The 25847-nt window shown below is 67.9% G+C and carries 25 protein-coding genes; 16 read left to right on the top strand and 9 right to left on the bottom strand.

The window, feature by feature from the left end:
• Positions 1-12: 12 nt before the first annotated feature.
• Together AB7U46_RS12955 and purF are read left to right on the top strand one after the other, a co-directional pair.
• Positions 13-606, top strand: coding sequence for a CvpA family protein (locus tag AB7U46_RS12955; RefSeq protein WP_428337395.1), 594 nt, complete (start codon positions 13-15; stop codon positions 604-606).
• A gap of 128 nt (positions 607-734) precedes the next feature.
• Positions 735-2219, top strand: coding sequence for an amidophosphoribosyltransferase (purF, locus tag AB7U46_RS12950; protein ID WP_428337394.1), 1485 nt, complete (start codon positions 735-737; stop codon positions 2217-2219).
• A gap of 79 nt (positions 2220-2298) precedes the next feature.
• Here purF and AB7U46_RS12945 read toward each other — a convergent pair whose 3' ends face one another.
• The 3 genes from AB7U46_RS12945 to AB7U46_RS12935 form a co-directional block, all read right to left on the bottom strand.
• Positions 2299-2604, bottom strand: coding sequence for a hypothetical protein (locus tag AB7U46_RS12945; RefSeq protein ID WP_428337393.1), 306 nt, complete (start codon positions 2602-2604; stop codon positions 2299-2301).
• Between the two features lie 88 nt (positions 2605-2692).
• A complete protein-coding gene (locus AB7U46_RS12940; RefSeq protein ID WP_428337392.1) occupies positions 2693-3073 on the bottom strand; it encodes a cell division protein ZapA in 381 nt (126 codons plus the stop codon).
• Positions 3066-3767 (bottom strand): hypothetical protein, encoded by a 702-nt coding sequence (locus AB7U46_RS12935; RefSeq protein WP_428337391.1) that lies wholly within the window; start codon positions 3765-3767, stop codon positions 3066-3068. The genes AB7U46_RS12940 and AB7U46_RS12935 overlap by 8 nt, the downstream gene beginning before the upstream one ends.
• A 198-nt stretch (positions 3768-3965) precedes the next feature.
• On the opposite strand from AB7U46_RS12935, the gene tkt reads away from it, so the two are divergent.
• From tkt to AB7U46_RS12920, 3 genes are read left to right on the top strand one after another with little or no spacing between them, the layout of a single operon-like run.
• A complete protein-coding gene (tkt, locus tag AB7U46_RS12930; RefSeq protein ID WP_428337390.1) occupies positions 3966-5984 on the top strand; it encodes a transketolase in 2019 nt (672 codons plus the stop codon).
• Positions 5981-6937, top strand: coding sequence for a DMT family transporter (locus AB7U46_RS12925; RefSeq protein ID WP_428337389.1), 957 nt, complete (start codon positions 5981-5983; stop codon positions 6935-6937). The genes tkt and AB7U46_RS12925 overlap by 4 nt, the downstream gene beginning before the upstream one ends.
• A complete protein-coding gene (locus tag AB7U46_RS12920; protein WP_428337388.1) occupies positions 6934-7815 on the top strand; it encodes a lysophospholipid acyltransferase family protein in 882 nt (293 codons plus the stop codon). Before AB7U46_RS12925 ends, AB7U46_RS12920 begins: the two co-directional genes overlap by 4 nt.
• A 25-nt stretch (positions 7816-7840) precedes the next feature.
• Here the strand turns inward: AB7U46_RS12920 and AB7U46_RS12915 are convergent, their stop codons facing one another.
• Together AB7U46_RS12915 and AB7U46_RS12910 are read right to left on the bottom strand one after the other, a co-directional pair.
• Positions 7841-8767: a DUF1223 domain-containing protein gene (locus AB7U46_RS12915; protein ID WP_428337387.1), complete on the bottom strand. Its 927-nt coding sequence runs from the start codon at positions 8765-8767 to the stop codon at positions 7841-7843.
• A 110-nt stretch (positions 8768-8877) separates the two neighbouring features.
• Positions 8878-10185, bottom strand: a complete 1308-nt coding sequence (locus tag AB7U46_RS12910) for a DUF1963 domain-containing protein (protein ID WP_428337386.1) — start codon at positions 10183-10185, stop codon at positions 8878-8880.
• A gap of 257 nt (positions 10186-10442) precedes the next feature.
• On the opposite strand from AB7U46_RS12910, the gene acnA reads away from it, so the two are divergent.
• From acnA to AB7U46_RS12890, 4 genes are all read left to right on the top strand, one after another.
• Positions 10443-13196 (top strand): aconitate hydratase AcnA, encoded by a 2754-nt coding sequence (acnA, locus tag AB7U46_RS12905; RefSeq protein WP_428337385.1) that lies wholly within the window; start codon positions 10443-10445, stop codon positions 13194-13196.
• A 299-nt stretch (positions 13197-13495) separates the two neighbouring features.
• The gene (locus AB7U46_RS12900; protein ID WP_428337384.1) at positions 13496-14086 is read left to right on the top strand and encodes a CAP domain-containing protein; all 591 of its coding nucleotides are present in this window, start codon (positions 13496-13498) and stop codon (positions 14084-14086) included.
• 73 nt (positions 14087-14159) lie between these two features.
• Complete coding sequence (locus tag AB7U46_RS12895; protein ID WP_428337383.1) at positions 14160-14936, top strand: hypothetical protein; 777 nt, start codon at positions 14160-14162, stop codon at positions 14934-14936.
• Between the two features lie 57 nt (positions 14937-14993).
• Complete coding sequence (locus AB7U46_RS12890; protein ID WP_428337382.1) at positions 14994-15305, top strand: TM2 domain-containing protein; 312 nt, start codon at positions 14994-14996, stop codon at positions 15303-15305.
• Here the strand turns inward: AB7U46_RS12890 and AB7U46_RS12885 are convergent.
• The 4 genes from AB7U46_RS12885 to AB7U46_RS12870 all read right to left on the bottom strand — a co-directional run bounded on the left by AB7U46_RS12885 (position 15302) and on the right by AB7U46_RS12870 (position 19860).
• Entirely contained in the window at positions 15302-15736 is a 435-nt protein-coding gene (locus AB7U46_RS12885; protein ID WP_428337381.1) for an EamA family transporter, read from the bottom strand. The genes AB7U46_RS12890 and AB7U46_RS12885 overlap by 4 nt on opposite strands.
• Positions 15737-15766: 30 nt before the next feature.
• The gene (gene mprF / locus AB7U46_RS12880; protein WP_428337380.1) at positions 15767-18373 is read right to left on the bottom strand and encodes a bifunctional lysylphosphatidylglycerol flippase/synthetase MprF; all 2607 of its coding nucleotides are present in this window, start codon (positions 18371-18373) and stop codon (positions 15767-15769) included.
• A 121-nt stretch (positions 18374-18494) separates the two neighbouring features.
• Positions 18495-19280, bottom strand: coding sequence for a heme-dependent oxidative N-demethylase family protein (locus AB7U46_RS12875; RefSeq protein WP_428337379.1), 786 nt, complete (start codon positions 19278-19280; stop codon positions 18495-18497).
• A gap of 175 nt (positions 19281-19455) precedes the next feature.
• On the bottom strand, positions 19456-19860 hold the full coding sequence (locus AB7U46_RS12870) for a DUF6314 family protein (RefSeq protein WP_428337378.1): 405 nt from the start codon (positions 19858-19860) through the stop codon (positions 19456-19458).
• A gap of 79 nt (positions 19861-19939) precedes the next feature.
• On the opposite strand from AB7U46_RS12870, the gene purB reads away from it, so the two are divergent.
• From purB to gap (AB7U46_RS12835), 7 genes are all read left to right on the top strand, one after another.
• The gene (purB, locus tag AB7U46_RS12865; protein WP_428337377.1) at positions 19940-21247 is read left to right on the top strand and encodes an adenylosuccinate lyase; all 1308 of its coding nucleotides are present in this window, start codon (positions 19940-19942) and stop codon (positions 21245-21247) included.
• A 69-nt stretch (positions 21248-21316) separates the two neighbouring features.
• Positions 21317-21478 carry a hypothetical protein gene (locus AB7U46_RS12860; protein ID WP_428337376.1) on the top strand — a complete coding sequence of 54 codons (162 nt, stop codon included), beginning with the start codon at positions 21317-21319 and terminating at the stop codon, positions 21476-21478.
• A 50-nt stretch (positions 21479-21528) separates the two neighbouring features.
• Positions 21529-22620, top strand: a complete 1092-nt coding sequence (locus AB7U46_RS12855; protein ID WP_428337375.1) for a flagellar motor switch protein FliG — start codon at positions 21529-21531, stop codon at positions 22618-22620.
• An 84-nt stretch (positions 22621-22704) separates the two neighbouring features.
• The gene (locus tag AB7U46_RS12850) at positions 22705-23136 is read left to right on the top strand and encodes a hypothetical protein (protein ID WP_428337374.1); all 432 of its coding nucleotides are present in this window, start codon (positions 22705-22707) and stop codon (positions 23134-23136) included.
• Positions 23137-23393: 257 nt separating this feature from the next.
• Complete coding sequence (gap, locus tag AB7U46_RS12845) at positions 23394-24398, top strand: type I glyceraldehyde-3-phosphate dehydrogenase (protein ID WP_428337373.1); 1005 nt, start codon at positions 23394-23396, stop codon at positions 24396-24398.
• A gap of 30 nt (positions 24399-24428) precedes the next feature.
• Complete coding sequence (locus tag AB7U46_RS12840; protein WP_428337372.1) at positions 24429-24572, top strand: hypothetical protein; 144 nt, start codon at positions 24429-24431, stop codon at positions 24570-24572.
• Positions 24573-24659: 87 nt separating this feature from the next.
• Positions 24660-25661 carry a type I glyceraldehyde-3-phosphate dehydrogenase gene (gap, locus tag AB7U46_RS12835; RefSeq protein WP_428337371.1) on the top strand — a complete coding sequence of 334 codons (1002 nt, stop codon included), beginning with the start codon at positions 24660-24662 and terminating at the stop codon, positions 25659-25661.
• Positions 25662-25847 lie beyond the last annotated feature (186 nt).

The following is a 25847-nucleotide window of genomic DNA, read 5'->3' as shown; positions in this document are numbered from 1 at the left end:
ACACGGGGTTTCATGGAAGGCTTTACCATCATCGACGCGATCGTCGCGGTCGTCATCGTGCTGTCGGCGATCCTCGCCTACAGCCGCGGTTTCGTGCGCGAGGGGCTCGCCATCGTCGGCTGGATCGCCGCCGCCATCGTCGCCTATATGTTCGCCGATGCGGCGCGGCCGCTGATCGCGCAGATCCCGGTGCTCAACAAGTTCCTCGGCGACAGCTGCGAGCTCGCCACGATCGGCGGTTTCGCCGCAGTCTTCGCGCTTGCCCTCGTCGTCTTCTCGATCCTGACGCCGCTCTTCGCCTCCGCGGTGCAACGCTCGGCGCTCGGCGGGATCGACCAGGCGCTCGGCTTCCTCTTCGGCGTGTTCCGCGGCGTCGTGCTCGTCGCGGTGGCCTTCGTCGTCTACGACCGGCTCGTCACCGCCGATGCCTATCCGGTGGTGGATCAGTCGCGCTCGGCCAAGGTCTTCGCCAAGGTCTCGGCGCAGATGGACGAGGAAATGCCCGCCGACGCGCCCGGCTGGATCGTCGCGCGCTATGAGACGCTGGTGGCGAAATGCCCCGCGCCGGCGACGGCCGCACCGGCCACCGGCGAGACCGCGAACTGAGCCGGACCGGCGCCTGCGCGCCACAAATAGTGACAGTCGAATGACGGATTTCGGGCGCGAGGGGTTAACACCTCTCGCGTTTCGCTCTACATGTGCCCCCAATCTCCCCGGATTCGGAGCCCCTCCCCATGACCTGCACCCCCGATCTTTCGGAAAAGTCGTTCCTGTCGAACCCGTTCGACGACGACAAGCTCAAGGAAGAATGCGGCATCTTCGGTGTCGTGGGCGTGGCCGAGGCCGCGAATTTCGTCGCCCTCGGCCTGCATGCGCTGCAACACCGCGGGCAGGAGGCGGGCGGCATCGTCGCCCATGACGCCGAAAAGGGTTTCAACTCGGCCCATCGCTTCGGCTATGTGCGCGACAATTTCACCAAGGCGAGCCTGATGGAAACGCTGCCCGGGCATCTCGCCATCGGGCATGTGCGCTATTCGACCGCCGGCAAGAAGGCCGCGGTGATCCGCGACATCCAGCCCTTCTTCGGCGAGTTCTCGATGGGCGGCGCGGCGATCGCGCATAACGGCAACCTGACGAACGCCGAGGCGCTGCGCCGCGAGCTGATCGAACATGGCGCGATCTTCCAGTCGGGCTCGGACAGCGAATGCATCATCCATCTGATGGCGCGTTCGTTCCAGAAACAGCATGCCGAGCGCATCGCCGACGCGCTGCGCCGCTGCGAGGGCGCCTTCTCGGTCGTCGCGATGACCCGCACGAAGCTCATTGGCGTGCGCGATCCGCTGGGCGTGCGCCCCCTCGTGCTTGGCCGCGTGGGCGACAATGGCTATGTGCTCTCGTCGGAGACCTGCGGGCTCGACATCATCGGCGCGGAATTCGTGCGCGAGATCGAGCCGGGCGAGATGGTGGTGATCCAGGACGGCAAGATCGAAAGCTCGCGCCCCTTCCACCCGTCGAAGCCGCGCTTCTGCATCTTCGAACATGTCTATTTCTCGCGCCCCGACAGCATCATCGGCGGCCGCTCGGTCTATGAGACGCGCCACCAGATCGGCGTCGAGCTTGCGCGCGAGGCCCCGGTCGAGGCCGATCTCGTCTGCCCGGTGCCGGATTCGGGCACCCCGGCGGCGATCGGTTTCAGCCAGGAATCGGGCATCCCCTTCGCGCTCGGCATCACCCGCAACCAGTACATGGGGCGCACCTTCATCGAGCCGACCGACCAGATCCGCAACATGGGCGTGCGGCTCAAGCTCAACGTCAACAAGTCGATCATCAAGGGCAAGCGGGTGATCCTCGTCGACGACTCGGTCGTGCGCGGGACCACTTCGCGCAAGATCAAGGAGATGATCCTCGACGCGGGCGCGGCCGAGGTGCATTTCCGCATCGCCTCCCCGCCGACCGCCTGGCCCTGCTTCTACGGCGTCGACACGCCGGACCGCGCGAAGCTCTTGGCCGCGCGGATGACCGAGGAGGAGATGCGCGACTGGATCGGCGTCGACAGCCTCAAATTCATCTCGCTCGACGGGCTTTACCGCGCCGCGGGCGAGGCCGCCGGACGCAACGCCGCCTGCCCGCAATATTGCGACGCCTGCTTCTCGGGCGAATATCCGGTGGCGCCTTCCGACCAGATCGAGAAGGGCTTCATGATGAAGGCGGCGGAGTAACCCCCCGCCCCTTCGCAAGCGAAAAGCGCCCCTCTCGGGGCGCTTTGCATTCGGGCCGAGGCGAGCGCGCCGCTTCGGATCAGGGCGAGCGGGCGGCGCGATGCCGCTGCCACTCCCGCCAGGCGTCCTCGGCGACGATATCCGCATAGCCCCGGCGCGCCGCGGCCACCGCGGCATCGGCGGCCCGCACCGCCATCACCGTCGCCCGATCCCGGATCTCGAGCACTTCACTCTCGGTAAGCGGCGCCCCCTTGGCCCTTTCGGCCGCGGTGAGCACCGTGACGAGCGGCGGCAGGAACACCAGCACCGGGGTCTCGGAGGCGACCGGCGCGGCGGGGGCCGGTTTCCGGAACAGCCCGGTCAGGATCGCTTTCAGATCTTTCACCGACAGCCCCCCGCGCCCGCTTTTTCCTGGAGAAATACTCCGGGGTTCGGGGCAGCGCCCCGAAACGCCCCGTCCCGCGCCGCCGCGATCAGGAGGCGCTTTCCTCGACCTTGTCGGCCAGCGCCTCGGCCCGGGCGGCGATCTCGGCCAGCGTCTCGGTCAGCTGCGGCGGGATCACCGGCACCTCGACCTTGACCGGCGCGGAGCGTGCCGCCGCCAGCGCCGCCTCCGCCTCGGCAAGCTGCTCCTGCATCGCGCGCAGGCTGTCTTCCATCCCCGCGGTCTTGTCGGCGAGCATCAGCCCCGCCATCAGCAGCATCCGCCCCTCGGGCATCCGCCCGATCTGGCCCAGCAGCACCGAGGCCTCGGCATCGAGCATCGCCGCCGCGGTGCGCAGGAAATGTTCCTCGCCGCCCTGACAGGCGACCTCAAACTCGCGCCCGCCGATGGAAATCGTCACTTCAGGCATCGCCGCCCTCCTTCGCATGGGCCGCGACCAGCGGCTCGAGCCCGGCGATGATGTCGCTCAGCTCGGTCACCTCCCAGGCGCGGGCGGCGCGCAGCGCCTCGAGTTCGGCCTGCATCGCGCGGTTGACGAGATGCGCGGGCACGTCGCCCGCCGCCTCGACCAGCGCGCGGTTGGTTTCCACCAGATCGGCATTCGCGCGCTTGAGCCGGGTCGCCTCGGCCTGCACCGCCTCGAAGGCGCGCGTCGCCTGGGCGAGCCGCTTTTCCAGCGCCGAAAGCGTGGTTTCCTGTTTCTCGCGGATCGCGCGCACCCGCTCGGACAGCTGGGCATTCGCCATCCGCTCGGCGTCGAGCGCCTCGCGCAGCTCGGCGATCTCGTCGGGCGCGACCGAAGCCGCGGGGGCGGGTTCGGGCGTGGGCGCCGCCTCGGGCGCGGGCTGCGCTTCGGCCTCCGGCTGCGCCATGGCCTGCGCCGCCTCCGCCTCCGCCTGCGCGGCCGCGGCCTGGGCCTGCGCCGCCTCGATCGCGGCCTGGGCCTCGGCGGAGGCCTCGGCCGCCGCCTCCACGGCCGCCGTGGCCTCGGCACGCGCCGCGTCGAGCGCCAGCGCCTGACGCTCGAGCATCCCCTCGACCCCGCGACCGATGCGTTCGAGCGCGAAGGATATCCGGCGTTCCAGTTCGGCGATTTCGGTCATCTGCCCTCCCGGCGATCGTTCCGGGCCTTCGCGGCCGCGGCGAATCGCGCATTCTCGTCTGTGCGAAACCAGTGTATCGCGCGCATGAAGGCGCGCCCACCCTTTTGCATCAAGCACTTGGGGGCTGCGCTTGAACTTGCCCCGATCCCTGCTATCAGGGGCGCAGGTTACCGTTACCACCCAGATGAGGACAGGCCCTTGGATATCGCCACGCTGCGCGCCGAACACCCCGATCACTGGAAACTCGCCACCGCGATCCGCGCCCTTGCGATGGACGCGGTGCAGGCCGCCAATTCCGGCCACCCGGGCATGCCGATGGGCATGGCCGATGTCGCCACGGTGCTGTTCCGCAACCACCTGAAATTCGACGCGAAGGCGCCGGCCTGGGCCGACCGCGACCGCTTCATCCTCTCCGCCGGCCACGGCTCGATGCTGCTTTACGCGCTGCTTCACCTCACCGGCTACGAGCAGGCGACGCTCGAGCAGGTGAAGTCGTTCCGGCAATGGGGCTCGCGGATGGCGGGTCACCCGGAATACGGCCATCTCGAGGGGGTCGAGACCACCACCGGCCCGCTCGGCCAGGGCATTTCCACCGCCGTCGGCATGGCGATCGCGGAAAAGTCGATGGCGGCGCGCTTTGGCCGCAAGGTCGTCGACCACAAGATCTGGGTGATTGCGGGCGACGGCTGCCTGATGGAGGGCATCAGCCAGGAGGCGATCGGCCTCGCCGGCAAGCAGGAACTCGACAATCTGATCGTCCTTTGGGACAACAACGACATCACCATCGACGGCCGCGTCTCGGTCGCCGACGTGACCGACCAGCACAAGCGCTTTGCCGCCTCGGGCTGGCGTGTGCTCTCCTGCGACGGCCATGACCCGGCCGACATCGACCGCGCGATGACCGAGGCGCAGAAGGCCCGCCGCCCGGTGCTGATCGACTGCAAGACGATCATCGGCTTCGGCGCGCCGACCAAGGCGGACAGCTATTCGGTGCACGGCTCGCCGCTCGGCGACAAGGAACTGGCCGCGACGAAGGAGATCTACGGCTGGCCCTATGGCCCGTTCGAGATCCCGGCCGAGATCAAGGCCGAGTGGGAAGCGATCGGCGCGAAGGGCGCTACCGCCCGCGCGGAATGGGAAGAGCGCCTGAACGCGCTTTCCCCGGCGCGCAAGGCCGAATTCGAACGGCAGATGAGCCATGGCGTCTCGAAGAAGCTCGCCACCGCGATCCGCGCCTTCAAGAAGGCGCAGTCGGAGGCCGCGCCGAAGGTCGCGACCCGCAAGGCCTCGGAAATGGTGCTGGCGGCCGTGAACCCGGTCATTCCGGAGACCATCGGCGGCTCGGCCGACCTCACCGGTTCGAACCTGACGAAGACGGCGGATATTTCCGACTTCATGCCCGACAACCGCAAGGGCCGCTACATCCGCTACGGCATCCGCGAGCACGGCATGGCGGCGGCGATGAACGGGCTTTACCTGCATGGCGGCGCGCGCCCCTATGGCGGCACCTTCTTCTGCTTCACCGATTACGCACGCGGCGCGATGCGTCTGAGCGCGCTGATGGGCGTGCCCGCGGTCTATGTCATGACGCATGACTCGATCGGCCTGGGCGAGGACGGCCCGACGCACCAGCCGGTCGAGCATCTCGCGATCTGCCGCGCGACGCCGAACACCTGGACCTTCCGCCCCGCCGACGTGATCGAGACGGCGGAGGCCTGGGAACTGGCGCTCTCGTCCGAAAAGACCCCCTCGGTGCTCGCGCTCAGCCGGCAGAACCTGCCGACGCTGCGCCGCAAGCACATGCCGCAGAACCTCACCGCGAAGGGCGCCTATGTGATCGAGGAAGCCTCGGGCAAGCGTCAGGCGGTGATCATGGCGACCGGTTCGGAAGTGGAAATCGCGCTCAAGGCGCGCGAGATCCTGCAGGCCGAAGCGATCGGCACGCGCGTGGTCTCGATGCCCTGCATGGAGCTTTTCGCCGCGCAGGACGAGGCCTATCGCCGCAAGATCCTGCCGCCCGGCGCGGTGCGCGTCGCGGTCGAGGCCGCGGTGCGTCAGCCCTGGGACCGCTGGCTGCTCGGCGAGCGTGGCTCGGAGAAGAAGGCGGGCTTCGTCGGCATGAGCAGCTTTGGCGCCTCGGCCCCGGCCGAGCGGCTTTATGCCGAATTCGGCATCACCGCCGAGGCGGTGGCCGAAAAGGTGAAAAGCCTGCTTTGAGCCCGACCCAGACCCAGAGTGAAACGGGGGGGCCGGCCGCGGCCCCCTCTTCCGTTGGCGAGACCGCCACGGCCCGGCGGCATGCGGCCGGGCTGGGCGTGCTTTTGCTGCTCGGCTCGCTCGCGGCCTTCACGCTGATGGATGCGGTGGCGAAATACCTTTCCGCCCGCTACCACCCGGCGCAGCTGATCTGGGCGCGTTTCGCGATCAATCTCGCGCTGGTGGCGCTGGTCTATCGCGGCTCGTTCCTGCCGCGCATCCGCACCCGCCAGCCGGTCGCGCAGGCCATGCGCGGGGTGATGCAGGTGATCACCATCGCGCTTTTCTTCGTCGCGATCCGCCACATCGGGCTCGCCGAAGCCGACGCGCTTTTCGACATCAACCCGATCCTGATCACGCTGGGCGCCGCGCTGTTTCTCGGCGAGCGGATCGGACCGCGCCGGATCGTCGGTATCGTGATCGCCTTTATCGGCGCGCTGGTGATCCTGCGCCCCGGGCTCGGCGCCTTCGAGCCGGCCGCCGGCCTCGCCTTCGCCTCCGCCTTCAGCTACGCGGCGGGCAACCTGCTCACCCGCGTCGTGCGCGCCGATCCGCTCGCCACCTCGCTGATCTGGTCGGCGCTGATCGGCACCGCGCTCAGCTCGATCGCCCTGCCCTTCGTCTGGAAGGAGGTCGCGATCGCCGATTTCCCGCTGTTCCTCGCGCTTGGCGTGCTGGGCGCCGCGGGCCAGGCGCTGGTCGTGCGCGCCTTCAGCCTGAGCCCGGCCTCGACCCTCGCCCCCTTCGGTTATTTCAGCCTGATCTTCTCGAGCCTCTGGGGCTTCACCTTCTTCGGCCAGCTGCCCGACCGCTTCACCGTCCTCGGTGCGCTTGTCATCGTCGGGGCCGGTCTCTATGTCTGGAGCCGCGAACGCCGCGCCAGCGCCGAAGAGGCCAAAGTCGAAGAAGCATGAGCGAGACCGCAAAACCCGGCCTGACCGACCGCCTGTCCAATGCCGCCTTCCGCGGGCTGATGGGGCTTGCGCTGCGGTTGCCCTATGAGCGGCGGGTGCCGATGGCGGGCTGGGCGATGGCGCATCTCGTCGCGCCGCTCGCCGGCTGGCGGCGGCGGATCCGGCGCAACCTCGCGCTCGCCTGCCCGGAGCTCGCGCGCGACGAGGTCGAACGGCTGGTGCGCGCGGTGCCCGACAACATGGGCCGCTCGATCGCCGAGATCTATTCCGGCGCCGAATTCCTTGCCCGCGTGCGCGATCTGCCGATCGAGGGGCCGGGCGCCGAGGCGCTCGCCGCGGCCAGGGCCGCGCATCGGCCGGTCGTGCTCGCGCCCGGGCATTTCGGCAATTACGACGCCTGGCGCGGCGCGCTCACCGCGCGCGGCTATCCGGTCGGCGCGATCTACCGGCCGATGAACAACGCGCTCTTCAACCGCCATTACGTCGCCGCGATGTCGGAGATCGCCGAGCCGCTTTTTGCGCGCGACAAGGATCTGCGCGAGATGCTGCGGTTTCTGCGCGCGGGCGGCATGGTCGCCTTCGGCTTCGACCAGTATTTCCGCAAGGGCGCGGCGCTGCGCTTCTTCGGCCTGCCGGCGCCGACCCCGGTTTCCGCCGCCGAGATGGCGTTGCGGTTCGACTGCGACCTGATCCCGATCCAGGCGATCCGGCAGCCCGACGGGCTGAGCTTTCGCGTCCTCGTCGGCGCGCCGGTGCCGCATAGCGATGCCGCGACGATGACCCAGGCGCTGAACGATCAGCTCGAGGCACTGGTGCGCGCGCATATGGGCCAGTGGCTCTGGACGCATCGGCGCTGGAAGGGTGTGAAGGGCGGCTGAGCGGCGCGCGCGCCCCGGGTGCGGCTCAGTTCAGCCGCGCCGCCGCGAGGATCGCCCCGGGCAGCGGCACCGACTTGCCCGGCCGCGCGGTCTGCACGATCACCACCGCCGGCTCGTCGCCGTCGATCTTCGCGGTGAGCCGGGTCGGCGTGTGGCCATCCCATTCCGCGACCGCATGCCAGGCGGTGACGACATTGGCATAGTCGAGCACCATCCCGGCATTCTCGCCGCGCAGGATCTCGACGCGGGCCTGCGGCGCGAAGCGGACGATCTGCACCACGGTGCCGGTGTCGAGGGGCTTCGGCGCGGAAATCTCGATCTCGTATTGCCCCGCCGCGCCCGAAACCTGCAGCGCCACTTTCGGCGGCAGCGCGCGCTCGGCCGAGATCAGCGTGTCGAGATCGCCCTCGGTCGGGCCGACGAGGGAATGGTCGCCGCCGACGATCATCTGCGGCGTGTAGATCGTGCGCGAACCCGAGGCGCGGGCATAGGCCTTCTGCCGGGCGGTGAAGGCGGGCTGGGCGAAGGGATCCTCCCAGCCGAGATAATCCCAGTAATCGACATGCAGCGACAGCGCGATCACATCGGGGCGGGTGGCGAATTTCGCCAGGAGCTCATCGGCCGGCGGACAGGCGGAACAGCCCTGCGAGGTGAAGAGCTCGACCACCACCGGCGAGGGGGTCGGCGCGGCGGGTTTCGCCATCAGCGTGTTGATCGCCCCCGGCGCGGCGCCGGTCGCGGCCAGCGCATTGTCGAGCGCCTCGGTCAGGCTTTCGACGAGCGAGGGGCCCGAAAGCGTGCCCGGTGCGGGATGGCCCGGCGCCGTGGCGCCGCCCTGCCCCGGTCCGGGGCCGGCCGGCCCCTCCTGCGCGGCAGCGGTCAGGGCCCAGCCTCCGGCCAGAGCCAGGGCAAGCCATCCACCGATCGCGGCGCTGAAGATCGCGCGTGCCATGTCGCCCCTTTCTCCGTCTTTCCCTTCCTAAGCCGGCACCGGGTCCGATGCCAATCAAGGTTTTGCGAGATTGCCTCCCGCGCGGGCCCCGCCCGCAGGTGCCGCAGCCCTCAGCCGGAGTAATGCACGAGATGCTGCCCGCCGCCGAGCTCCCCCCGCGCGAGCCCGTCGCGCGGCACCCAGATCGACTGGCCGAAATCATGCTCGCGCCGGGTGCCGAGCTGGCTGTCGCCCGCGACCGAGATCAGCAGATCCTGCCCGCGGCGATCCGCCTCGCGGGTCTCGCCGATCTCGGTGAGCAGGCCAAAGAGCCGGTGCCCGCGCCAGCCGGTCAGCCGCGGCTCGAGGAAGGGGCGCAGCCCGGCCGGCAGGCGCAGCACCTCGGCGCGCGCGAAGGGGGCGAGCCCGGGCAGCCCGTAGCTGATCCGCAAGAGCTCCTCGAATTCGCCCGCGCGCAGCCCGCGCATCAGCGCGCAAAGCGTGTCGGCGCGGCCGTGGCTTGCGACGAGGGCGCGCCGCTCGGCCAGCATCGCGGCGAGTGCCGCGGGCTCGATCGGCGCGTCGCCGCGCGCGAGCGCCGCATCGCGCCAGGCCGCAAGCCGCGGCACGAATTCCGCGATCGGGCCGCGCAGATCCTCGGCAAAGGCCAGTTCGGCGCGCGCCCCGGGCATCTCGGCCGCGCGCAGGTTGAGCCGCGCATAGGCCTTCGGGTCGCGGTAATGCGCAAGCTTGCGGTCGATCTGCAGGATCAGCAGATCCGCCTCGCAGCCGGCGAGCCCCCAGCTGGTGATCCAGCTTTCCGGCTCGGCGCGGTTGCCCAGGGGCCCGGCGGCCGGGATCGCCGCGCTGTCGCGGAAGGGCAGCGGGTCGATCGGCCAGAAGGCGAAGAGCCCGCCCTCGACCCAATAGCCCGCCTCGCGCAGCGCGGGCAGATCCGCGGGGGCGGCGCGCGGGGTGGCCGCCGCCTGCTCCGCCGCGTCCAGATGCAGCGCGCAATAGCCGCCCTGCCCGCGGTCCCCCGCCGCGCCACCCTCGACGAAGATCAGAAGCGCGCCGGCGCGCAGCGGCGCGGGCGGCAGGCCGCCGGTCTCGGGCTCGGGCGCGAGATCGGAAAGCGCGATCTGGGCAAGGAAATGCAGCGGCAGATCGTCGCCCCCGCGCGGCCAGTCGCGCCCGGGCGGCAGCGCCGGCAGCCCGCCGAACCAGGACCGCGCCCCCTCCCAGGGCAGATAGGGCGAGCGCAGCGCGAGCGACCAGGCCGGCGCCTCCTCCGGGCGCTCCGCCGCGCCCGAAAGCCGCGCCCATTGCGCGGCAAGCCCGGTGCCGAGATCGACGCCCTCCCCGCGCGCATCAATGCCCCCCGTTGCGACGGCGCGCCCGCGCCCCGCCCCGAACAGCCTGCGGATCCAGTTCAGCATCTATCCCCTCTCGACGGCGCGACCCGCCGCTCCTCCTGCCCGCGCGCGCGGCCCGTCTCCGGGCGCCGCATGCGAGGCGCCCCATCCTGCCGCCGGAATCGGGCCGCTTCAAGGCGGTCGCGGAGCGGCATCGGCGCGCAGCCGCCGGTTTCAGTGTGCAATGGTATACAAATTTCGACCTCCCCCCTTGAACGACTCCTTGCGTTGGGGCAAGAACCTCGCAGCGATACCCTATTGATCCCATGGGAGGCCAAGACATGACCGTCGTCACCGGCAAGGACAGCGCCAAGACCCGCCGCACGCTCAGCGTGGGGGGCACGAGCTATGCCTATTACTCGATTCCCGCCGCGCAGGACGCGGGCCTGGGCGATTTCTCGAAGCTGCCCGCTTCGCTGAAGGTCGTCCTCGAGAACCTGCTGCGCTTCGAGGATGGCGGCTTCTCCGTCTCGGTCGACGACATCAAGGCCTTTGGCGACTGGGCGAAGATGGGCGGCAAGAACCCGCGCGAGATCGCCTATCGCCCGGCGCGCGTGCTGATGCAGGACTTCACCGGCGTTCCCGCCGTGGTCGACCTCGCCGCGATGCGCGACGGCATCAAGGGGCTCGGCGGCGACGCGCAGAAGATCAACCCGCTGGTGCCCGTCGACCTCGTGATCGACCACTCGGTGATGATCGACGAATTCGGCAATCCGCGCGCCTTCCAGCGCAACGTCGAGCTGGAATATGAGCGCAACATGGAGCGCTATCAGTTCCTGAAATGGGGTCAGGGCGCGTTCGAGAACTTCCGCGTCGTGCCGCCCGGCACCGGCATCTGCCACCAGGTGAACCTCGAATACCTCGCGCAGACCGTCTGGACCGACAAGGATCAGAACGGTGAGCTCGTGGCCTACCCGGACACGCTCGTCGGCACCGACAGCCACACCACGATGGTGAACGGCGCGGCCGTGCTCGGCTGGGGCGTGGGCGGGATCGAGGCCGAGGCCGCGATGCTCGGCCAGCCCGTCTCGATGCTGATCCCGGAAGTCGTCGGCTTCAAGCTGACCGGCGCGATGGTCGAAGGCACCACCGGCACCGACCTCGTGCTGAAGGTCGTGCAGATGCTGCGCAAACACGGCGTGGTCGGCAAATTCGTCGAATTCTACGGCGAAGGCCTCGACAAGCTGCCGCTGGCGCAGCGTGCGACGATCGCCAACATGGCGCCGGAATATGGCGCGACCTGCGGCTTCTTCCCGATCGACGCGGAAACCCTGCGCTACCTCAAGCAGACCGGCCGCTCGGAAGAGCGCATCGCGCTGGTCGAGGCCTATGCGAAGGAAAACGGCTTCTGGCGCGGCGCGGATTACGCCCCGGTTTACTCGTCGACGCTCGAGCTCGACATGGGTTCGATCGTCCCGGCGATCTCGGGTCCGAAGCGCCCGCAGGACTACCTGCCGCTCACCGACGCGAAGTCGAGCTTCGCCAAGGTCGTCGCGGGGTATCGCGGCATCGACGTCTCGGCCGAGGCCGCGGCGATGGCCTCCGAGGGCGACACCGCCACGAAGCCGGTCGATGTCTGCAAATCGGTCGCCGTCGAAGGCAAGGATTACAAGGTCGGTGACGGCTCGGTCGTGATCGCCTCGATCACGTCCTGCACCAACACCTCGAACCCCTATGTGCTGATCGGCGCCGGTCTCGTCGCCCGCAAGGCGCGTGCGCTTGGCCTGACCGCGAAGCCCTGGGTGAAGACCTCGCTCGCCCCCGGGTCGCAGGTCGTGCAGGAATACCTGAAGGCCGCCGATCTGCAGGACGATCTTGACGCGCTCGGCTTCAACATCGTCGGCTTCGGCTGCACCACCTGCATCGGCAACTCGGGCCCGCTGGGCGATCCCGCGATCTCGAAGGCGATCAACGACAACGACCTCGTCGCCGCGGCCGTGCTCTCGGGCAACCGCAACTTCGAAGGCCGGATCTCGCCCGACGTGCGCGCGAACTTCCTCGCCTCGCCGCCGCTCGTGGTCGCCTATGCGATCGCCGGCGACATGAACATCGACCTCTCGAGCGAGCCGATCGCCACCTCGAAGGACGGCAAGCCGGTCTTCCTCAAGGACATCTGGCCGACCGACGCGGAGATCGCCGAGCTCGTCGACAAATGCGTGACCCGCGAGGCCTTCCTTGCGAAATACGCCGATGTGTTCAAGGGCGACACCAACTGGCAGGGCGTGAAGACCACCGAGGGTGAAACCTACGACTGGCCGGCGCAATCGACCTACATCCAGAACCCGCCCTACTTCCAGGGTATGGCGAAGGAGCCGGGCGTGATCTCGAACGTCACCAACGCGCGTGTTCTCGCGGTGCTGGGCGACATGATCACCACCGACCACATCTCGCCCGCGGGCTCGTTCAAGCCGACCACCCCGGCCGGCAAATACCTGACCGAGCGCCAGGTCGCCCCGAAGGACTTCAACAGCTACGGCTCGCGCCGCGGCAACCACGAAGTCATGATGCGCGGCACCTTCGCCAATATCCGCATCAAGAACGAGATGCTGGATGGCGTCGAGGGCGGCTTCACCAAGGGCCCGAACGGCGAACAGACGACGATCTTCGACGCCTCGATGGAATATCAGGCGGCGGGCATCCCGCTGGTGATCTTCGGCGGCATCGAATACGGCGCGGGTTCGTCGCGTGACTGGGCGGCGAAGGGCACCAACCTGCTCGGCGTCAAGGCGGTCATCGCGGAGAGCTTCGAGCGGATCCACCGTTCGAACCTGATCGGCATGGGCGTCATCCCCTTCGAGTTCACCGGCGGCGACAACCGCAAGACGCTCGGCCTGACCGGCGACGAGGTGGTGACGATCGAAGGCCTCGCCGGCGACATCAAGCCGCTCTCGCTGGTGCCCTGCACCATCACCTACAAGGACGGTTCGGTGAAGACGATCCAGCTCAAGGCGCGGATCGATACCGAGGTCGAGATCGAATATCTGAAGAACGGCGGCGTGCTGCACTACGTGCTGCGCAACCTCGCCAAGGCCTGATCTTCCGGTCCGAGACAGAACAAAAGGCCCCGCGATTGCGGGGCCTTTTATCTATTCGAGCCCCCGAAGCTGGCGCGCGGCGCGCCGCTCTTAGCCGGGCGTTAAGGCCTTCGCCCCAGGCTGGGGGCGAAAGAGGCGCCGGCCGGCAGGTTTCCGCGCGCGGCCTTGCGTCGCATCGCGCCGGCGGGAGGCCGTGTTGCGCCGGCGCCGTCATTTCGCCAAACTCGCCCTGTATCAGGGCGCCAAACCCCAACCGGGATCTGCGGGACGGATCCCCCGATTTCGACGGACCGGATCCGATGCCGCATCGCCCCCTTCTCCCGACCGCCCTCGCGCTCGCGCTGCTCGCCGGCTGCGCCACGGCCCCCGCGCCTGCGCCGGAGATCACCTCGCAGGCGGCCAGCTCCTACCTGCCGGGGCGGGTGATCTGGACCGACGGGCATGGCGATCTCGCCGTCGCCGCGGCAGGGGCGGCGCGCTGCACCGCGACCAGCAGCGCCGAGGCGGCCGCCGCGCTCGCGCAGACCAACGCCGTGCGCGCGCAATCGGGGCTTCCCCCGCTCGCGATCAACCCCGCGCTGCAACGGGTGGCGGAGAAACACGCCTGCGACATGGCGAGCCGCGGGCTGATGACCCATGCGGGATCGAGCACGACCGGCCCGCTCGCCCGCGCCAAGCAGCAGGGCTACCGGCCGCGGGTGATCTCGGAAAACATCGCCGCCGGCGCGGCGGGGCGCTTCACGCTCGGCGGCACGCTCGAACAATGGGGCCTCTCGCCCAAGCACCGCGCGAATATCACCATCGCCCGGATGAAGGAGTTCGGCATCGGCCATGCCGTGGCGGCCGATGGCAAGACGGTGTTCTGGGCAGCGGTCTACGCGACGCGGTAGGGGGCGGTAGCTTTCCCGTTCTGCTGCGACAGAGTCCAAAGACCCGCTATTGCAGGGGGCTTTTCTGTAAGGCATGATTTCCGCATTCGAGCGGGTGGTGATGATGCCTTCGGAGTTCATTTCTGCGGATAACCTCAGTGATTTTGAGCGCGCATACTTCACTGAACTCGGAATTCTCACAACGGAGGGCGTAGATCGCAAGCGGGCAGAAAGAGCCTTTGAACGGGCCTCCCAGATTCGAGACTTCGAGATCGAAATGTACTGGAAACGCGCCACCTATTTCTGGGGGTTTCAGGCCGCGTTCATGGCAACGATCGCGGTTCTTCTGAACGGCGGGATCAAGGACAGCTGGGCTCCCCTTTTTGGAAGCGGCGTCGCGCTGATTGCCATTATCGTATCATGGCTCTGGTCAGACATGAGTCGCGGCGCGAAGTTCTGGCAAAACAATTGGGAACGGCACGTCGACATGCTTGAGCCCTATTTTACAGGTCAGCTTTACAGGCTTTATCCCGCAAGAACAAAGCTCAATAGACCTCCTTCCGTCTCACGCATAAACCTCTCGGTTATCCGTGCTCTCGTCCTTCTCTGGTTCGCCAGCTATTTGGTTCTGGGATATGCGGCTTTCCTAGAAAAGCCACTTCAGAAATTTTGCCACAGCAACTGGCCAAATGTGCTTCCGCTGACCATTTTGGTCCCAACTATGCTGGCCGCTTTTCTGTTCACGAAACTCGTCGATCAAACCGACTTCTCGGAAAAGAACACCTCCGATCAGGAGGATAAGACCTTCGACAATCCGATCTATGCTCCTCCCGAAGGTCCAGTCTTGCACAAGCGCAGCAAGCTACGTTGACCCCCTTGCGCACGCCCCACTCCCTCCCAATATCCCCTCCATGTTAAGGAGGTTCACATGACCGACACCCGCGCCCTCTATATCGAACAGCGCATCGCGAACGAGACGCCCTCGGCGCTCGTCGCCTATCTGCTCTGGTTCTTCCTGGGCTTCTTCGGCGCGCATCGCTTCTACCTCGGGCGCTGGGTCTCGGGGCTCATGATGCTCGTGCTCTTCGGCATCGGCTCGGCGCTGACCTTCCTGCTCGTGGGCTATATCCCGCTCGCGCTGGTCGGGCTCTGGTGGCTGATCGACGCGCTCATGATCCCGTCGATGATCGCCTCCGACCGCGCCTGGCTGCGCTACGAGATCGCGCGCGAGCTGCCCTAGGCGAGCGCCACCAGCACCGCCCCCGCACCGATCAGCGCGACGCCGAGCCAGGCGAGCGGGGGCAGGTGTTCGCCGAGGAAGATCACGGCGAAGATCGCGACGAGCACCACCGAGAGCTTGTCGATCGGCGCGACGCGGGCAGCGTCACCCAGGCTGAGCGCGCGGAAGTAGCACAGCCACGACGCCCCCGTCGCAAGCCCCGAAAGCACGAGGAACAGCCCTGCGCGCGGCTCGATCGCCGCGATCCCGCGCAGCTTGCCGGTCGCCCAGACGATCGCGCCAAGCACCAGCGCCACCACCAGCGTGCGCAGCCAGGTCGCGAGATCGCTGTCGATGCCGCCGACGCCGATCTTCGCGAAGATCGCGGTCAGCGCCGCGAAGACGGCGGCGAGCCCCGCCCAGAATTGCCAGCTTGCCAGGATGATCTGCATCGCGCCCCCTTTCCCGGGACGCGCCCGGGGTCACTTCTTCTTGCCCAGAAGGCCACGCGGACCGCCCGCGATCAAGAGCGCGACATCCGCCATCGCCACCATCGGCGAGACGCCGACCGGCAGCGCGATATAGCGCGGGCGCCATTCGGGGGCGAATTTCTGCTTGAAGGCGCGCAGCCCCTCGAAGTTGTAGAACGCCCCGCCGTGACGGAAGAGCAGCGCGCCGAACCGGTTCCAGAGCCGCGCCGTGCGCCGCTCGCTCAGCCCCGCCAAGGGCGCCATGCCGAGCGAGAATTCCTCCGCCCCCTCGGCGCGGTAATGCTCGATCAGCGCCAGGAAGAGATATTCGATCATCCCCGAGGCCTCCTCGGGCAGGTAGCGCATCAGATCGACCGCGACGCGCCGCCCGCTGCCCGGGGCGAGGATATTGGCAAAGGCGAGCGCCCTGCCCCCGCGCCGCACCACCGCGACCGGGAAATGGTTGAGATAGTCTTCCTCGAAGCGGCCGACGGAAAACCCCTTCTCGCGCCCGACCTTGTCGCCCAGCCAGGCGTCGGAGATCCCGCGCAGCTCGGCGATCAGCGCCTCGGAATGCGGCGGGGCATGCACCTCGACGCCGTGGCCCTCGCGGTTGCACTTGTTATAGGCGGCGCGCATCGACTTGTAGCGGCTGCCGGCCAGCGAGAAATCGGGCAGACGGATCACCGCCTCCTCGCCGACCTTGTGCAGGGCGAGGCCCATCTCGATCATCAGCGGCAGGTGGCGGTCGGAGATTTCGTAGAAGACGGGGCGGCAATTCGCCTGCTGCGCCGCCTCGACGAAATCCCAGCCGAGCGCATGGACGGAGCGCGGCGCGCCGACCGGATCGCCGAAGACGATCCAGCTCTTGCGGCGGCGCCCGAACATCACGAAGGCCGCGCCATCCTCGGAAAAGCGCAGCTCCTTGTCGCCGGCCAGCGCGAGACAGGCCTGCGGATCCTCCTGCGTGGCGACGATGCGCGCGGCATGGGCGAGCTTTTCCTCGCTGGTCTCGACGGTCTGGCGCCGCGCCGGCTGCAACGCGAGATAGATCGTGAAGAGCAGCAGCACCGCGGAACCCGCGAGCCCCGCGCGCAGCGAACGCGGCGTGTTGGCGGAGCGCGCGAAGTCGATCCAGAGGTCGTGCGAATAGGGCGTCGCCTGATGCACGAAGAAGAAGAAGCCCGCGGCGGAGATCAGCACCGCGGCGACGAGGGCGAACCAGGAGGGGCCGAGCACGCCCTCGGTGATCTGCGTCTCGCGGTAGAATTCGCGCTTGAAGGGCAGCAGCACGAGCGCGCCGAGCGCGAGCAGCGCGGCGCTTTCATAGTCGAAATCGTTCAGAAGTGAGGCGACGACGCCGCCCGCAAGCGCCGCCAGCGTCAGCCAGAAGGCGCCCGAGACGCGGCGGATCAGCCCGTGCGAGAGAATGAGCAGCACGATCCCCATCACCGAGGAGACGAGCGTGCCGCCCTCGAGCAGGATCGCGCCGACGAGGTCATTGTCGTCGACTGCCGAGGCGCGCACCGAGGGCATCAGCGAGACGGCGACGAGATAGGCGCCGAAGCCGAAGGCCCAGGCGCCGCTGAGCCAGGGCACCATGCCGGCGATCGCGCTGAAGGCGGGGCGCATCGGCTCGGAGATCTCGCCGAAGATCCGCACCGCCCAGCCGCCCGCGAGGCGCGCCTCGTTCAGCGAGACGATGACGAAGGCGATGGCGAAGGGCAGCAGGTAATAGATCATGCGGAACATTACGAGCGCCGCGGCGATCTCGCCCATCTGCGTGCCCGGCGGCATCGCCGCCATCACCACCGTCTCGAAGACGCCGACCCCGCCCGGCACGTGGCTGAGCACGCCGACCATCGTCGCGGTGGCGTAAATCGCCATGAAGGTGACGAAATCGGGGGCGCCGGGGGGTAGGAGAACATAAAGCGTGAGCGCCGCGCAGGAGCTGTCGAAAAGCGCGATCACCATCTGCCCGGTGAGGATGCGGGGGGAGGGCATCGACAGCTCGAAGCGGCGCCATTTCAAGGACTTGCCGGAGAAGGCGAGCGCGTAGAGCAGGCTCAGCGTGCCGACGCCGCCGAGAAGCGCGAGCGACCGCACCGCCGCCTCGGAGAGCGGCAGGATGCCGGTCAGCGCGGCCGGGTGCAGGGCGAGGGCGAAGACGCCGACGAGGGTGAGCCCGGTCCCCATCGCGATCGCGATATAAGAGGCGAGCGCCGCAACCTCGAAAGCGTTGAGGCCAAAGGCGGAATAGATCCGGTAGCGCACCGCCCCGCCCGAGAGCACCGAGATCCCGATCGTATTGCCGAAAGCATAGCCGAGGAACCCGCCCAGCGCGACGACGCGCAGCGGCAGTTTCTTCTCGAGATATTGCAGCGCCCAGAAATCATAGCCGATGAGCGCGGTGTAGCCCGTCGCGGTGGCGGCCAGCGCGGTGAGCAGCACGTGCCAGGGCGTCGCCTTCATCTGCGCGACGATATCGGCGGCATGGACGGGTTTGAGCAGGTGGTGCAGCGCCCAGAGGCCAAGCGCGAAAAGCGCAAAGCCCAGAAGCACCGGCCCGAGATGGCGCAAGGGATTGCGCCGGGCGGAGGCCGCTTGCGGCTCCGTCATCGCGGCCCCTCCTGCATGCTCGCCTCCTCCGATCTTCCGGCCCCTGAGTTACAGGATTCGCGGCCCGGCACAAGGGTTTGGGAGCCCGGGCGCACGCAATTTCGCCGCCGCGGCGCGGCATTCAGGCGGCGGAGCGGATCGGAAATTCGGCCAGAAGTGCCGCCTGTTCGGGGCTGAGCGCCTCGGGACGCACGATATAGGTGTGGATCGAAAAGGTGACGAGGCCGGTGCGCGGCAGCCGCATCAGCCCCTGCCGCTCGACGCGGATGAAGGGGAGATCCGTCTCGGGCGCGCGGCCCGCGGATTCGGTGCGCGGGTTGTGGAGCGGCCCGCCGAAGTGATGCGCGGTGCCCCGCATCAGCACGCGGCCCGGCTGCACCCCATCCATCAGCCGCTGCACGCGGCGGCCGAGATCCTCGGTATATTTCGCGACCGGGCGGTGGATGCCCATCATCGGCCGGCCGAGTTTCTCGGCAAGCGTCCAGCCCGCGGGAAAGCAGAGCACGGCGCCCGTGAGGACGTGCCCCTCCGGCCCCTCGGCCATCAGGCAGAAATCCTCCTGCACGAGCCGGCCAAGCGTGGCGAGCGGGGCTGCGGGATCGAGCGGCACGCTGACGCCATCGGGGCGAAGCGCGACACCGCCCTCAAGCGCGATGCCAAGCGCGGGCAGAAGCGGCAGCACCGTCTCGTAAAGCTCGGCCGCACCCGCCTCGCCCGCGGGGGTCATCGCGAGCACCTTGTCGGGCGCCTCGGCGATCAGCCGGTCACGCTCGGCCATCTGGCCGGCATAGGCGCTGTCGGCCTCGAGCCAGTCTTCCATCGGGATCGGCACGATGCCGGGCAGGCGCCGCGTGCGGTCGTCGGCCCAGGGCGCGAAGGGGAGCGAGCTTTGCAGGATCGTCGTCATGGCGCGAGAGGAGCGCCAAATCGCGCGGTGTGCAAGAGGGATCGTGCGGAGGGGGCGCCGCCCCCGCCCTGCGGGCCCCCCCGAGGTATTTATGGCAAGATGAAAACCCCCGTCCTTCATCTTGCCAAAAATACCTCGGGGGTGAATTGGCGCAGCCAAGAGGGGGCAGCGCCCCCTACCCCCGCCGATACTCCGAGCGCATCGTGTAATCCTTGCGCGGCCCCTTCACCCGCCATTCCGCGCTCCATGCGGGCCAGGCGGCGAAATCATAGCTGACGCGGTAATCGTCGGGGTCGCACCAGTGCTGCGCGGCGGGGGCTGTGGGCGAAAACCAGTGGAACGGTCGGCCGTCGTCGAAGAAGACAGCAATCTCCTCCCCCTCCGCGCGCCACAGATAGGCCCGCTCGGCCCGCATCGGCGTGGCGCCCGGCAGGGTGAGCTCGCCTTCCTCGTGATAGCGCAGGGCCTCCCCCTCGGGGGTGAAGCGCGCCTGCCCGGTGAAGCGCGCGGCGGCGCCCTGGGCCGGCACGATCACCCGCTCGAGCCGCCAGAGCCCCAGAAAATCCTGCAATGCGGGCATTCGGCCCCCTCCCGTGCTTGCCCGAGCGGCGCGCGCAGTCTAGAAGCCCGGCAAACCCGTCACAAGCATGAGGCCCGCCATGATCCCGCGCTATTCCCGCAAAGAGATGGTCGACATCTGGGAACCCGCCACCAAGTTCAAGATCTGGTATGAGATCGAGGCCCATGCCTGCGACGCGCAGGCCGCGCTCGGCGTCATTCCGAAGGAAAGCGCCGCGGCCGTCTGGAAGGCGAAGGATGTCGATTTCGACGTCGCCCGCATCGACGAGATCGAGGCCGTGACCAAGCATGACGTGATCGCCTTCCTCACGCATCTGGCCGAGCACATCGGTTCGACCGAGGCGCGCTTCGTGCACCAGGGGATGACCTCGTCGGACGTGCTCGACACCACGCTCAACGTGCAGCTCGTGCGCGCCTCCGACATCCTGCTGAAGGACATGGACCGGGTGCTCGCCGCGCTGAAGAAGCGCGCCTTCGAGCACAAGGACACGGTGCGCATCGGCCGCTCGCACGGCATCCACGCCGAGCCGACCACGATGGGCCTGACCTTCGCGCGCTTCTACGCCGAGATGGACCGCAACAAGAACCGTCTGGAAAAGGCGCGCTACGAGGTCGCCACCGGCGCGATCTCGGGCGCCGTCGGCACTTTCGCCAATATCGACCCGGCGGTCGAGGAACATGTCTGCGAGAAGATGGGCCTGCGCCCCGAGCCGATCTCGACCCAGGTGATCCCGCGCGACCGCCACGCGATGTTCTTCGCCACGCTCGGCGTGGTGGCCTCGTCGATCGAGAATATCGCGATCGAGATCCGCCACATGCAGCGCACCGAGGTGCTCGAGGCCGAGGAATTCTTCTCCAAGGGGCAGAAGGGCTCCTCGGCGATGCCGCACAAGCGCAACCCGGTGCTGAGCGAGAACCTCACCGGCCTCTCGCGCCTTGTCCGCATGGCGGTGGTGCCCGCGCTGGAGAACGTCGCGCTCTGGCACGAGCGCGACATCTCGCACAGCTCGGTCGAGCGCGGCATCGGCCCCGACGCCACGGTGACGCTCGATTTCGCGCTGAACCGGCTTGCGGGGCTCGTCGAGAACCTCGTGATCTATCCCGAGAACATGCTGAACAACCTGCATAAATTCAAAGGGCTGGTGATGTCGCAGCGGGTGCTGCTCGCGCTGACCCAGGCCGGTGTCAGCCGCGAGGACGCCTATCGCCTCGTGCAGCGCAACGCGATGAAGGTCTGGGAGAAGGGCGCCGATTTCAAGACGGAACTGCTCGCCGACCCGGAAGTGACCGCCGCGCTCTCCCCCGCCGAGATCGAGGAGAAATTCGACCTCGGCTATCACACGAAGCACGTCGACACGATCTTCCGTCGCGTGTTCGGCGAGGCCTGATCACGGATCCGTGATACGGGGATCGGCCCGATTCGTGGTCTCCTGACCGGACAAGGAAAGGAGACCACCATGAAGACGATCCTCGCCTCGATCCCGCTGGCGCTCCTGCCGGCGCTGGCCCCTGCCCTCGCGCAGGCCGATTGCCCCTATGAGACGCGCGCGACGCTCAGCTGTCCCACCGGCACGCAATGGGACACGCAGACGAAAAGCTGCGTGACACCCGCGAGCTGAACGCCGATTTTGCGCCGCCGATAACCGCCTCTTAACGCGCGGCTGCGATGATGCCCCATGCTTCGCAGGCTTCGGAGGCACAGGTGAACGCTCTTGCCCAATTGAAACCCCTCGGCCAGCTGACCGCGGGCGGTCTGGCGCCGCGCAAGGAACTGACGCGGCAGCAGAAGGCCGCGATCATCGTGCGGCTGCTCGCCTCGGAAGGGGCGAAACTGCCGCTCTCCGAGCTGAGCGAGGATCAGCAGACCTCGCTCACCGAGGCGATCGCGACGATGTCGCTGATCGACCGCGACACCATGCACGAGGTCGTCGCCGAATTCTGCAGTGAGCTCGAAGCCGTGGGGCTGACCTTCCCCGGCGGGCTCGACGGGGCGCTGAGCCTGCTCGACGGCCAGCTCTCCGCCTCTGCGACCACGCGTCTGCGCAAGATGGCCTCCGGCACCTCGCGCGCAGACCCGTGGGAGCGGATCGCCGGGCTTTCCGCCGATCTGCTGCTGCCCGTCCTCGCCGAGGAAAGCGTCGAGGTGGGGGCGGTGATGCTCTCGAAATTCTCGGTCGCGAAATCGGCGGAGCTGCTCGGCCGGCTGCCACCCGAGAAGGCGCGGCGCATCGCCTATGCGGTCTCGCTCACCGGCAATGTCGCGCCGGAAACCGTGCTGCGCATCGGTCTCGCGCTCGCCAGCCAGCTTGACGCGGTGCCGCCCAAGGCCTTCGACGAGGGGCCGGTGGAACGCGTCGGCGCGATCCTGAACTATGCCGCCGCGGCGACCCGCGACGATGTGCTCAAGGGGCTCGAAGAGGAGGATCAGATCTTCGCCGAACAGGTGAAGAAGGCGATTTTCACCTTCGCCAATATCCCCGCCCGGATCGAGCCGCGCGACATTCCGAAGATCCTGCGCGCGGTCGACCAGCCGAAGCTGATCATGGCGCTCGCCGGGGCGAAGGGACCGACGGAGAAATCCGCCGAATTCATCCTCGCCAATATGTCGCAGCGCATGGCGGCGAACCTGCGCGACGAGATGGCGAACCTCGGCAAGGTGAAGGACAAGGATGCGGAGGAGGCGATGAATGCCGTCGTCGCCGCGATCCGCGAGCTCGAAGCCGCGGGCGAACTCTATTTCGTCGCGGAAGACGAGGACTGAGCCCCACAAACGGTCGGGCATACGGTTTTCGGTGGCGCCCGGCGGCGGTCGCCGCCAAGGTTCTCCCAAACGGAGGGAACCGCCATGCGCCGGATCATCGACGGCCTGCCCGAGGGGCTCGACCTCTCGGCGCTGCGCAGCGGCAAGGCCGGGGCCTGGTCGCGCGACGAAACCGTCTTCGGCCCCGACGGCCGCTCTTTCGCAACCGCCTTCGACATCGTCGAGGCCTCGATGGGGAATGAGATGGGGCGGTTGCTCTGGGGCAGCTGGGCGGAGGGCCGACCACAGATCCTCGGGCATCTGCCGACGCCGCTCACCTGCTGGTCGCGCCCCTTCTGCCACTGGCTCGCGCCGGGCCTCTTCGTGGTGAAGATCGCCACGCCGGAGGGGCGCCTGCCGCTCCTCGCGATCGACATCGCGCGCGGTTTTCAGCGCCTTGGCCGGGACACCCCGGCCTCCCGCCCCGCCGAGATCACCGCCGGCGATCTCTCGGCGGAGTTCCGCGACCAGCCCTGACCCCGGCCCCCTTTTTCTTGGCGGAAATACTCCGGGGGGGTCGAGGCATCGCCTCGGCGGGGGCAGCGCCCCCTCCCCGCTCTCCCCCCGCGCCGCGGCCTTTGGCAAGGCGCCGCCGATGTTACCGCAACCACCGAATGTTTTCGCTATCATCTTGATTCGGCGTCTTTATCGACTTTGCATACCGTGGTATTCCGCGCGAAATTTCGGGATCTGCGCGCCGCCCCGCCCCAGGTGCGCCAATCGGGAGAGCGATCATGACCGTCACCATCGGGATCAACGGCTTCGGCCGCATCGGCCGCTGCACGCTGGCCGCCATCGCGGAAACCGCGCGCAACGACGTGCAGGTGGTGAAGATCAACGCCACCGGCCCGATCGAGACCAATGCCCATCTGCTGAAATACGACTCGGTTCATGGCCGGTTCGAGACCCCGGTGAAGGTCGAAGGCAAGACGCTTGACCTCGGCCGCGGCCCGATCGAGGTGATGTCGACCTATCACCCCGAGGAGCTGAACTGGGACGGCGTCGATGTCGTGCTCGAATGCACCGGCAAGTTCAACTCGCGCGAAAAGGCCGCGGTGCACCTCGGCCGCGGCGCGAAGCGCGTGCTGGTCTCGGCGCCCGCCACCCATGCCGACAAGACCGTCGTCTACGGCGTGAACCACCGCGATCTGCGCCCCGAACATGAGGTCGTCTCGAACGGCTCGTGCACCACGAACTGCCTCGCCCCGCTCGCCAAGGTGCTGAACGACGCGATCGGCATCGAATCGGGGATCATGACCACGATCCACAGCTATACCGGCGACCAGCCGACGCTCGACCGCCGCCACAAGGATCTCTACCGCGCGCGTTCCGCCGCGATGGCGATGGTGCCGACCTCGACCGGCGCCGCGAAGGCGATCGGCGAGGTTCTGCCGGAGCTTGCCGGCAAGCTCGACGGCACCTCGATGCGCGTGCCGACCCCGAACGTCTCGGCGGTCGACCTGACCTTCATCGCCGGCAAATCGGTGAGCAAGCACGACGTCAACGAGATCGTGCGCGAGGCGGCCGAGGGCTACATGGGCATGGTGCTCTCCTACGACCCGGAGCCGAAGGTCTCGATCGACTTCAACCACACGCCCTATTCGTCTATCTTCGCCCCGGACCAGACCAAGGTCACCGGCGGCAAGCTCGTCCGGGTGCTGGCCTGGTACGACAACGAATGGGGCTTCTCCTGCCGCATGGCCGACGTGGCCGCGGCGATGGGGCGGCTTCTGCACTGATCCCGGGCCGGGCCCGGGTTGCGAGGGGAAATGACGACCCAGATCGCGATCGGGCTCGGCGCCGTGATCCTGCTGGCCTTCGGGCTGGATGCCGCTCTTTATCACAGCGCCGGCGCGCTGTTTCTTGCGGCAAAAATCGTGGATCTCATTGATTGGGTAGCCTTCTGGCGCTGAATGCGCCACTCTGCTGTTGACCTTTCGGACAGGCCGGCGATGCTGGCGCCAATTGTTCGAGGGCTCGGCAGAGTCAAAGGAGGCAATATGACAGTCAAGGTGGCAATCAACGGCTTCGGCCGTATCGGGCGTAACGTGCTGCGCGCGATCATCGAATCGGGGCGCACCGATATCGAGGTGATCGCGATCAACGATCTCGGCCCGGTCGAGACCAACGCGCATCTGCTGCGCTTCGATTCGGTGCATGGCCGCTTCCCGGCCGAGGTGACCACCGGCGAGGACTGGATCGACGTCGGCCGCGGGCCGATGAAGGTGACCGCGATCCGCAATCCCGCCGACCTGCCCTGGTCGGATGTCGATGTGGTGATGGAATGCACCGGCATCTTCACCTCGAAGGAAAAATGCCTCGCGCATCTGGAAAACGGCTCGAAGCGGGTGCTGATCTCGGCGCCGGGCGACGGCGCGGACAAGACCATCGTCTTCGGCGTGAACGACAAGACGCTGACGAAGGATGATCTCGTCGTCTCGAACGCGAGCTGCACCACGAACTGCCTCAGCCCGGTGGCGAAGGTTCTCAACGATGCGATCGGCATCGAAAAGGGCTTCATGACCACGATCCACAGCTATACCGGCGACCAGCCGACGCTCGACACGATGCACAAGGATCTGTATCGCGCCCGCGCCGCGGCGCTGAGCATGATCCCGACCTCGACGGGTGCGGCCAAGGCCGTGGGCCTCGTGCTGCCGGAACTGAAGGGCAAGCTTGACGGCGTGGCGATCCGCGTGCCGACGCCGAACGTCTCGGTCGTCGATCTCGTCTTCACCGCGAAGCGCGCGACCACCGTCGAAGAGGTCAACGCCGCGATCGAAGCCGCCGCGAATGGCCCGCTCAAGGGCATTCTCGGCTTCACGAAGTACAAAAACGTCTCGATGGACTTCAACCACGACAGCCATTCCTCGGTCTTCCACATGGATCAGACCAAGGTGATGGAAGGCACGATGGTGCGCATCCTGACCTGGTACGACAACGAATGGGGCTTCTCGAACCGGATGTCCGACACCGCGGTGGCGATGGGCAAGCTGATCTGAGGCCGGAGGGGGCGCTGCCCCCGCCGAGGCGCTGCCTCGGCCCCCCGGAGTATTTACGCCAAGAAAAAGGGGCTGCGGTTTCGCGGCCCCTTTTGTCTGGCCCTGCAGGCACTGCAATGCTGCATTGCGGCAAAACCGGGTTGTTAGCGCAAACGAGAGCCCCTATCTTGGCTCTTCGGGCAATCC

The sequence above is a fragment of the Paenirhodobacter sp. genome, from assembly GCF_050177655.1.
In the GTDB taxonomy this organism is placed as follows: Bacteria; Pseudomonadota; Alphaproteobacteria; order Rhodobacterales; family Rhodobacteraceae; genus Rhodobacter.
This window is presented reverse-complemented; position numbering and strand designations above follow the sequence as displayed.

What these genes read in the sequence shown, in the direction of transcription:
- AB7U46_RS12895 (WP_428337383.1), top strand. Translation starts at nt 14,160, where the DNA reads ATGATTTCCGCATTCGAGCGGGTGGTGATGATGCCTTCGGAGTTCATT.
- AB7U46_RS12860 (WP_428337376.1), top strand. Translation starts at nt 21,317, where the DNA reads ATGAAGACGATCCTCGCCTCGATCCCGCTGGCGCTCCTGCCGGCGCTG.
- AB7U46_RS12955 (WP_428337395.1), top strand. Translation starts at nt 13, where the DNA reads ATGGAAGGCTTTACCATCATCGACGCGATCGTCGCGGTCGTCATCGTG.
- AB7U46_RS12850 (WP_428337374.1), top strand. Translation starts at nt 22,705, where the DNA reads ATGCGCCGGATCATCGACGGCCTGCCCGAGGGGCTCGACCTCTCGGCG.
- purF (WP_428337394.1), top strand. Translation starts at nt 735, where the DNA reads ATGACCTGCACCCCCGATCTTTCGGAAAAGTCGTTCCTGTCGAACCCG.
- AB7U46_RS12915 (WP_428337387.1), bottom strand. Translation starts at nt 8,767, where the DNA reads ATGGCACGCGCGATCTTCAGCGCCGCGATCGGTGGATGGCTTGCCCTG.
- AB7U46_RS12940 (WP_428337392.1), bottom strand. Translation starts at nt 3,073, where the DNA reads ATGCCTGAAGTGACGATTTCCATCGGCGGGCGCGAGTTTGAGGTCGCC.
- AB7U46_RS12870 (WP_428337378.1), bottom strand. Translation starts at nt 19,860, where the DNA reads ATGCCCGCATTGCAGGATTTTCTGGGGCTCTGGCGGCTCGAGCGGGTG.
- gap (WP_428337371.1), top strand. Translation starts at nt 24,660, where the DNA reads ATGACAGTCAAGGTGGCAATCAACGGCTTCGGCCGTATCGGGCGTAAC.
- AB7U46_RS12910 (WP_428337386.1), bottom strand. Translation starts at nt 10,185, where the DNA reads ATGCTGAACTGGATCCGCAGGCTGTTCGGGGCGGGGCGCGGGCGCGCC.
- AB7U46_RS12855 (WP_428337375.1), top strand. Translation starts at nt 21,529, where the DNA reads ATGCCCCATGCTTCGCAGGCTTCGGAGGCACAGGTGAACGCTCTTGCC.
- purB (WP_428337377.1), top strand. Translation starts at nt 19,940, where the DNA reads ATGATCCCGCGCTATTCCCGCAAAGAGATGGTCGACATCTGGGAACCC.
- AB7U46_RS12900 (WP_428337384.1), top strand. Translation starts at nt 13,496, where the DNA reads ATGCCGCATCGCCCCCTTCTCCCGACCGCCCTCGCGCTCGCGCTGCTC.
- AB7U46_RS12875 (WP_428337379.1), bottom strand. Translation starts at nt 19,280, where the DNA reads ATGACGACGATCCTGCAAAGCTCGCTCCCCTTCGCGCCCTGGGCCGAC.
- AB7U46_RS12920 (WP_428337388.1), top strand. Translation starts at nt 6,934, where the DNA reads ATGAGCGAGACCGCAAAACCCGGCCTGACCGACCGCCTGTCCAATGCC.
- AB7U46_RS12935 (WP_428337391.1), bottom strand. Translation starts at nt 3,767, where the DNA reads ATGACCGAAATCGCCGAACTGGAACGCCGGATATCCTTCGCGCTCGAA.
- AB7U46_RS12885 (WP_428337381.1), bottom strand. Translation starts at nt 15,736, where the DNA reads ATGCAGATCATCCTGGCAAGCTGGCAATTCTGGGCGGGGCTCGCCGCC.
- mprF (WP_428337380.1), bottom strand. Translation starts at nt 18,373, where the DNA reads ATGACGGAGCCGCAAGCGGCCTCCGCCCGGCGCAATCCCTTGCGCCAT.
- AB7U46_RS12840 (WP_428337372.1), top strand. Translation starts at nt 24,429, where the DNA reads ATGACGACCCAGATCGCGATCGGGCTCGGCGCCGTGATCCTGCTGGCC.
- acnA (WP_428337385.1), top strand. Translation starts at nt 10,443, where the DNA reads ATGACCGTCGTCACCGGCAAGGACAGCGCCAAGACCCGCCGCACGCTC.
- AB7U46_RS12890 (WP_428337382.1), top strand. Translation starts at nt 14,994, where the DNA reads ATGACCGACACCCGCGCCCTCTATATCGAACAGCGCATCGCGAACGAG.
- gap (WP_428337373.1), top strand. Translation starts at nt 23,394, where the DNA reads ATGACCGTCACCATCGGGATCAACGGCTTCGGCCGCATCGGCCGCTGC.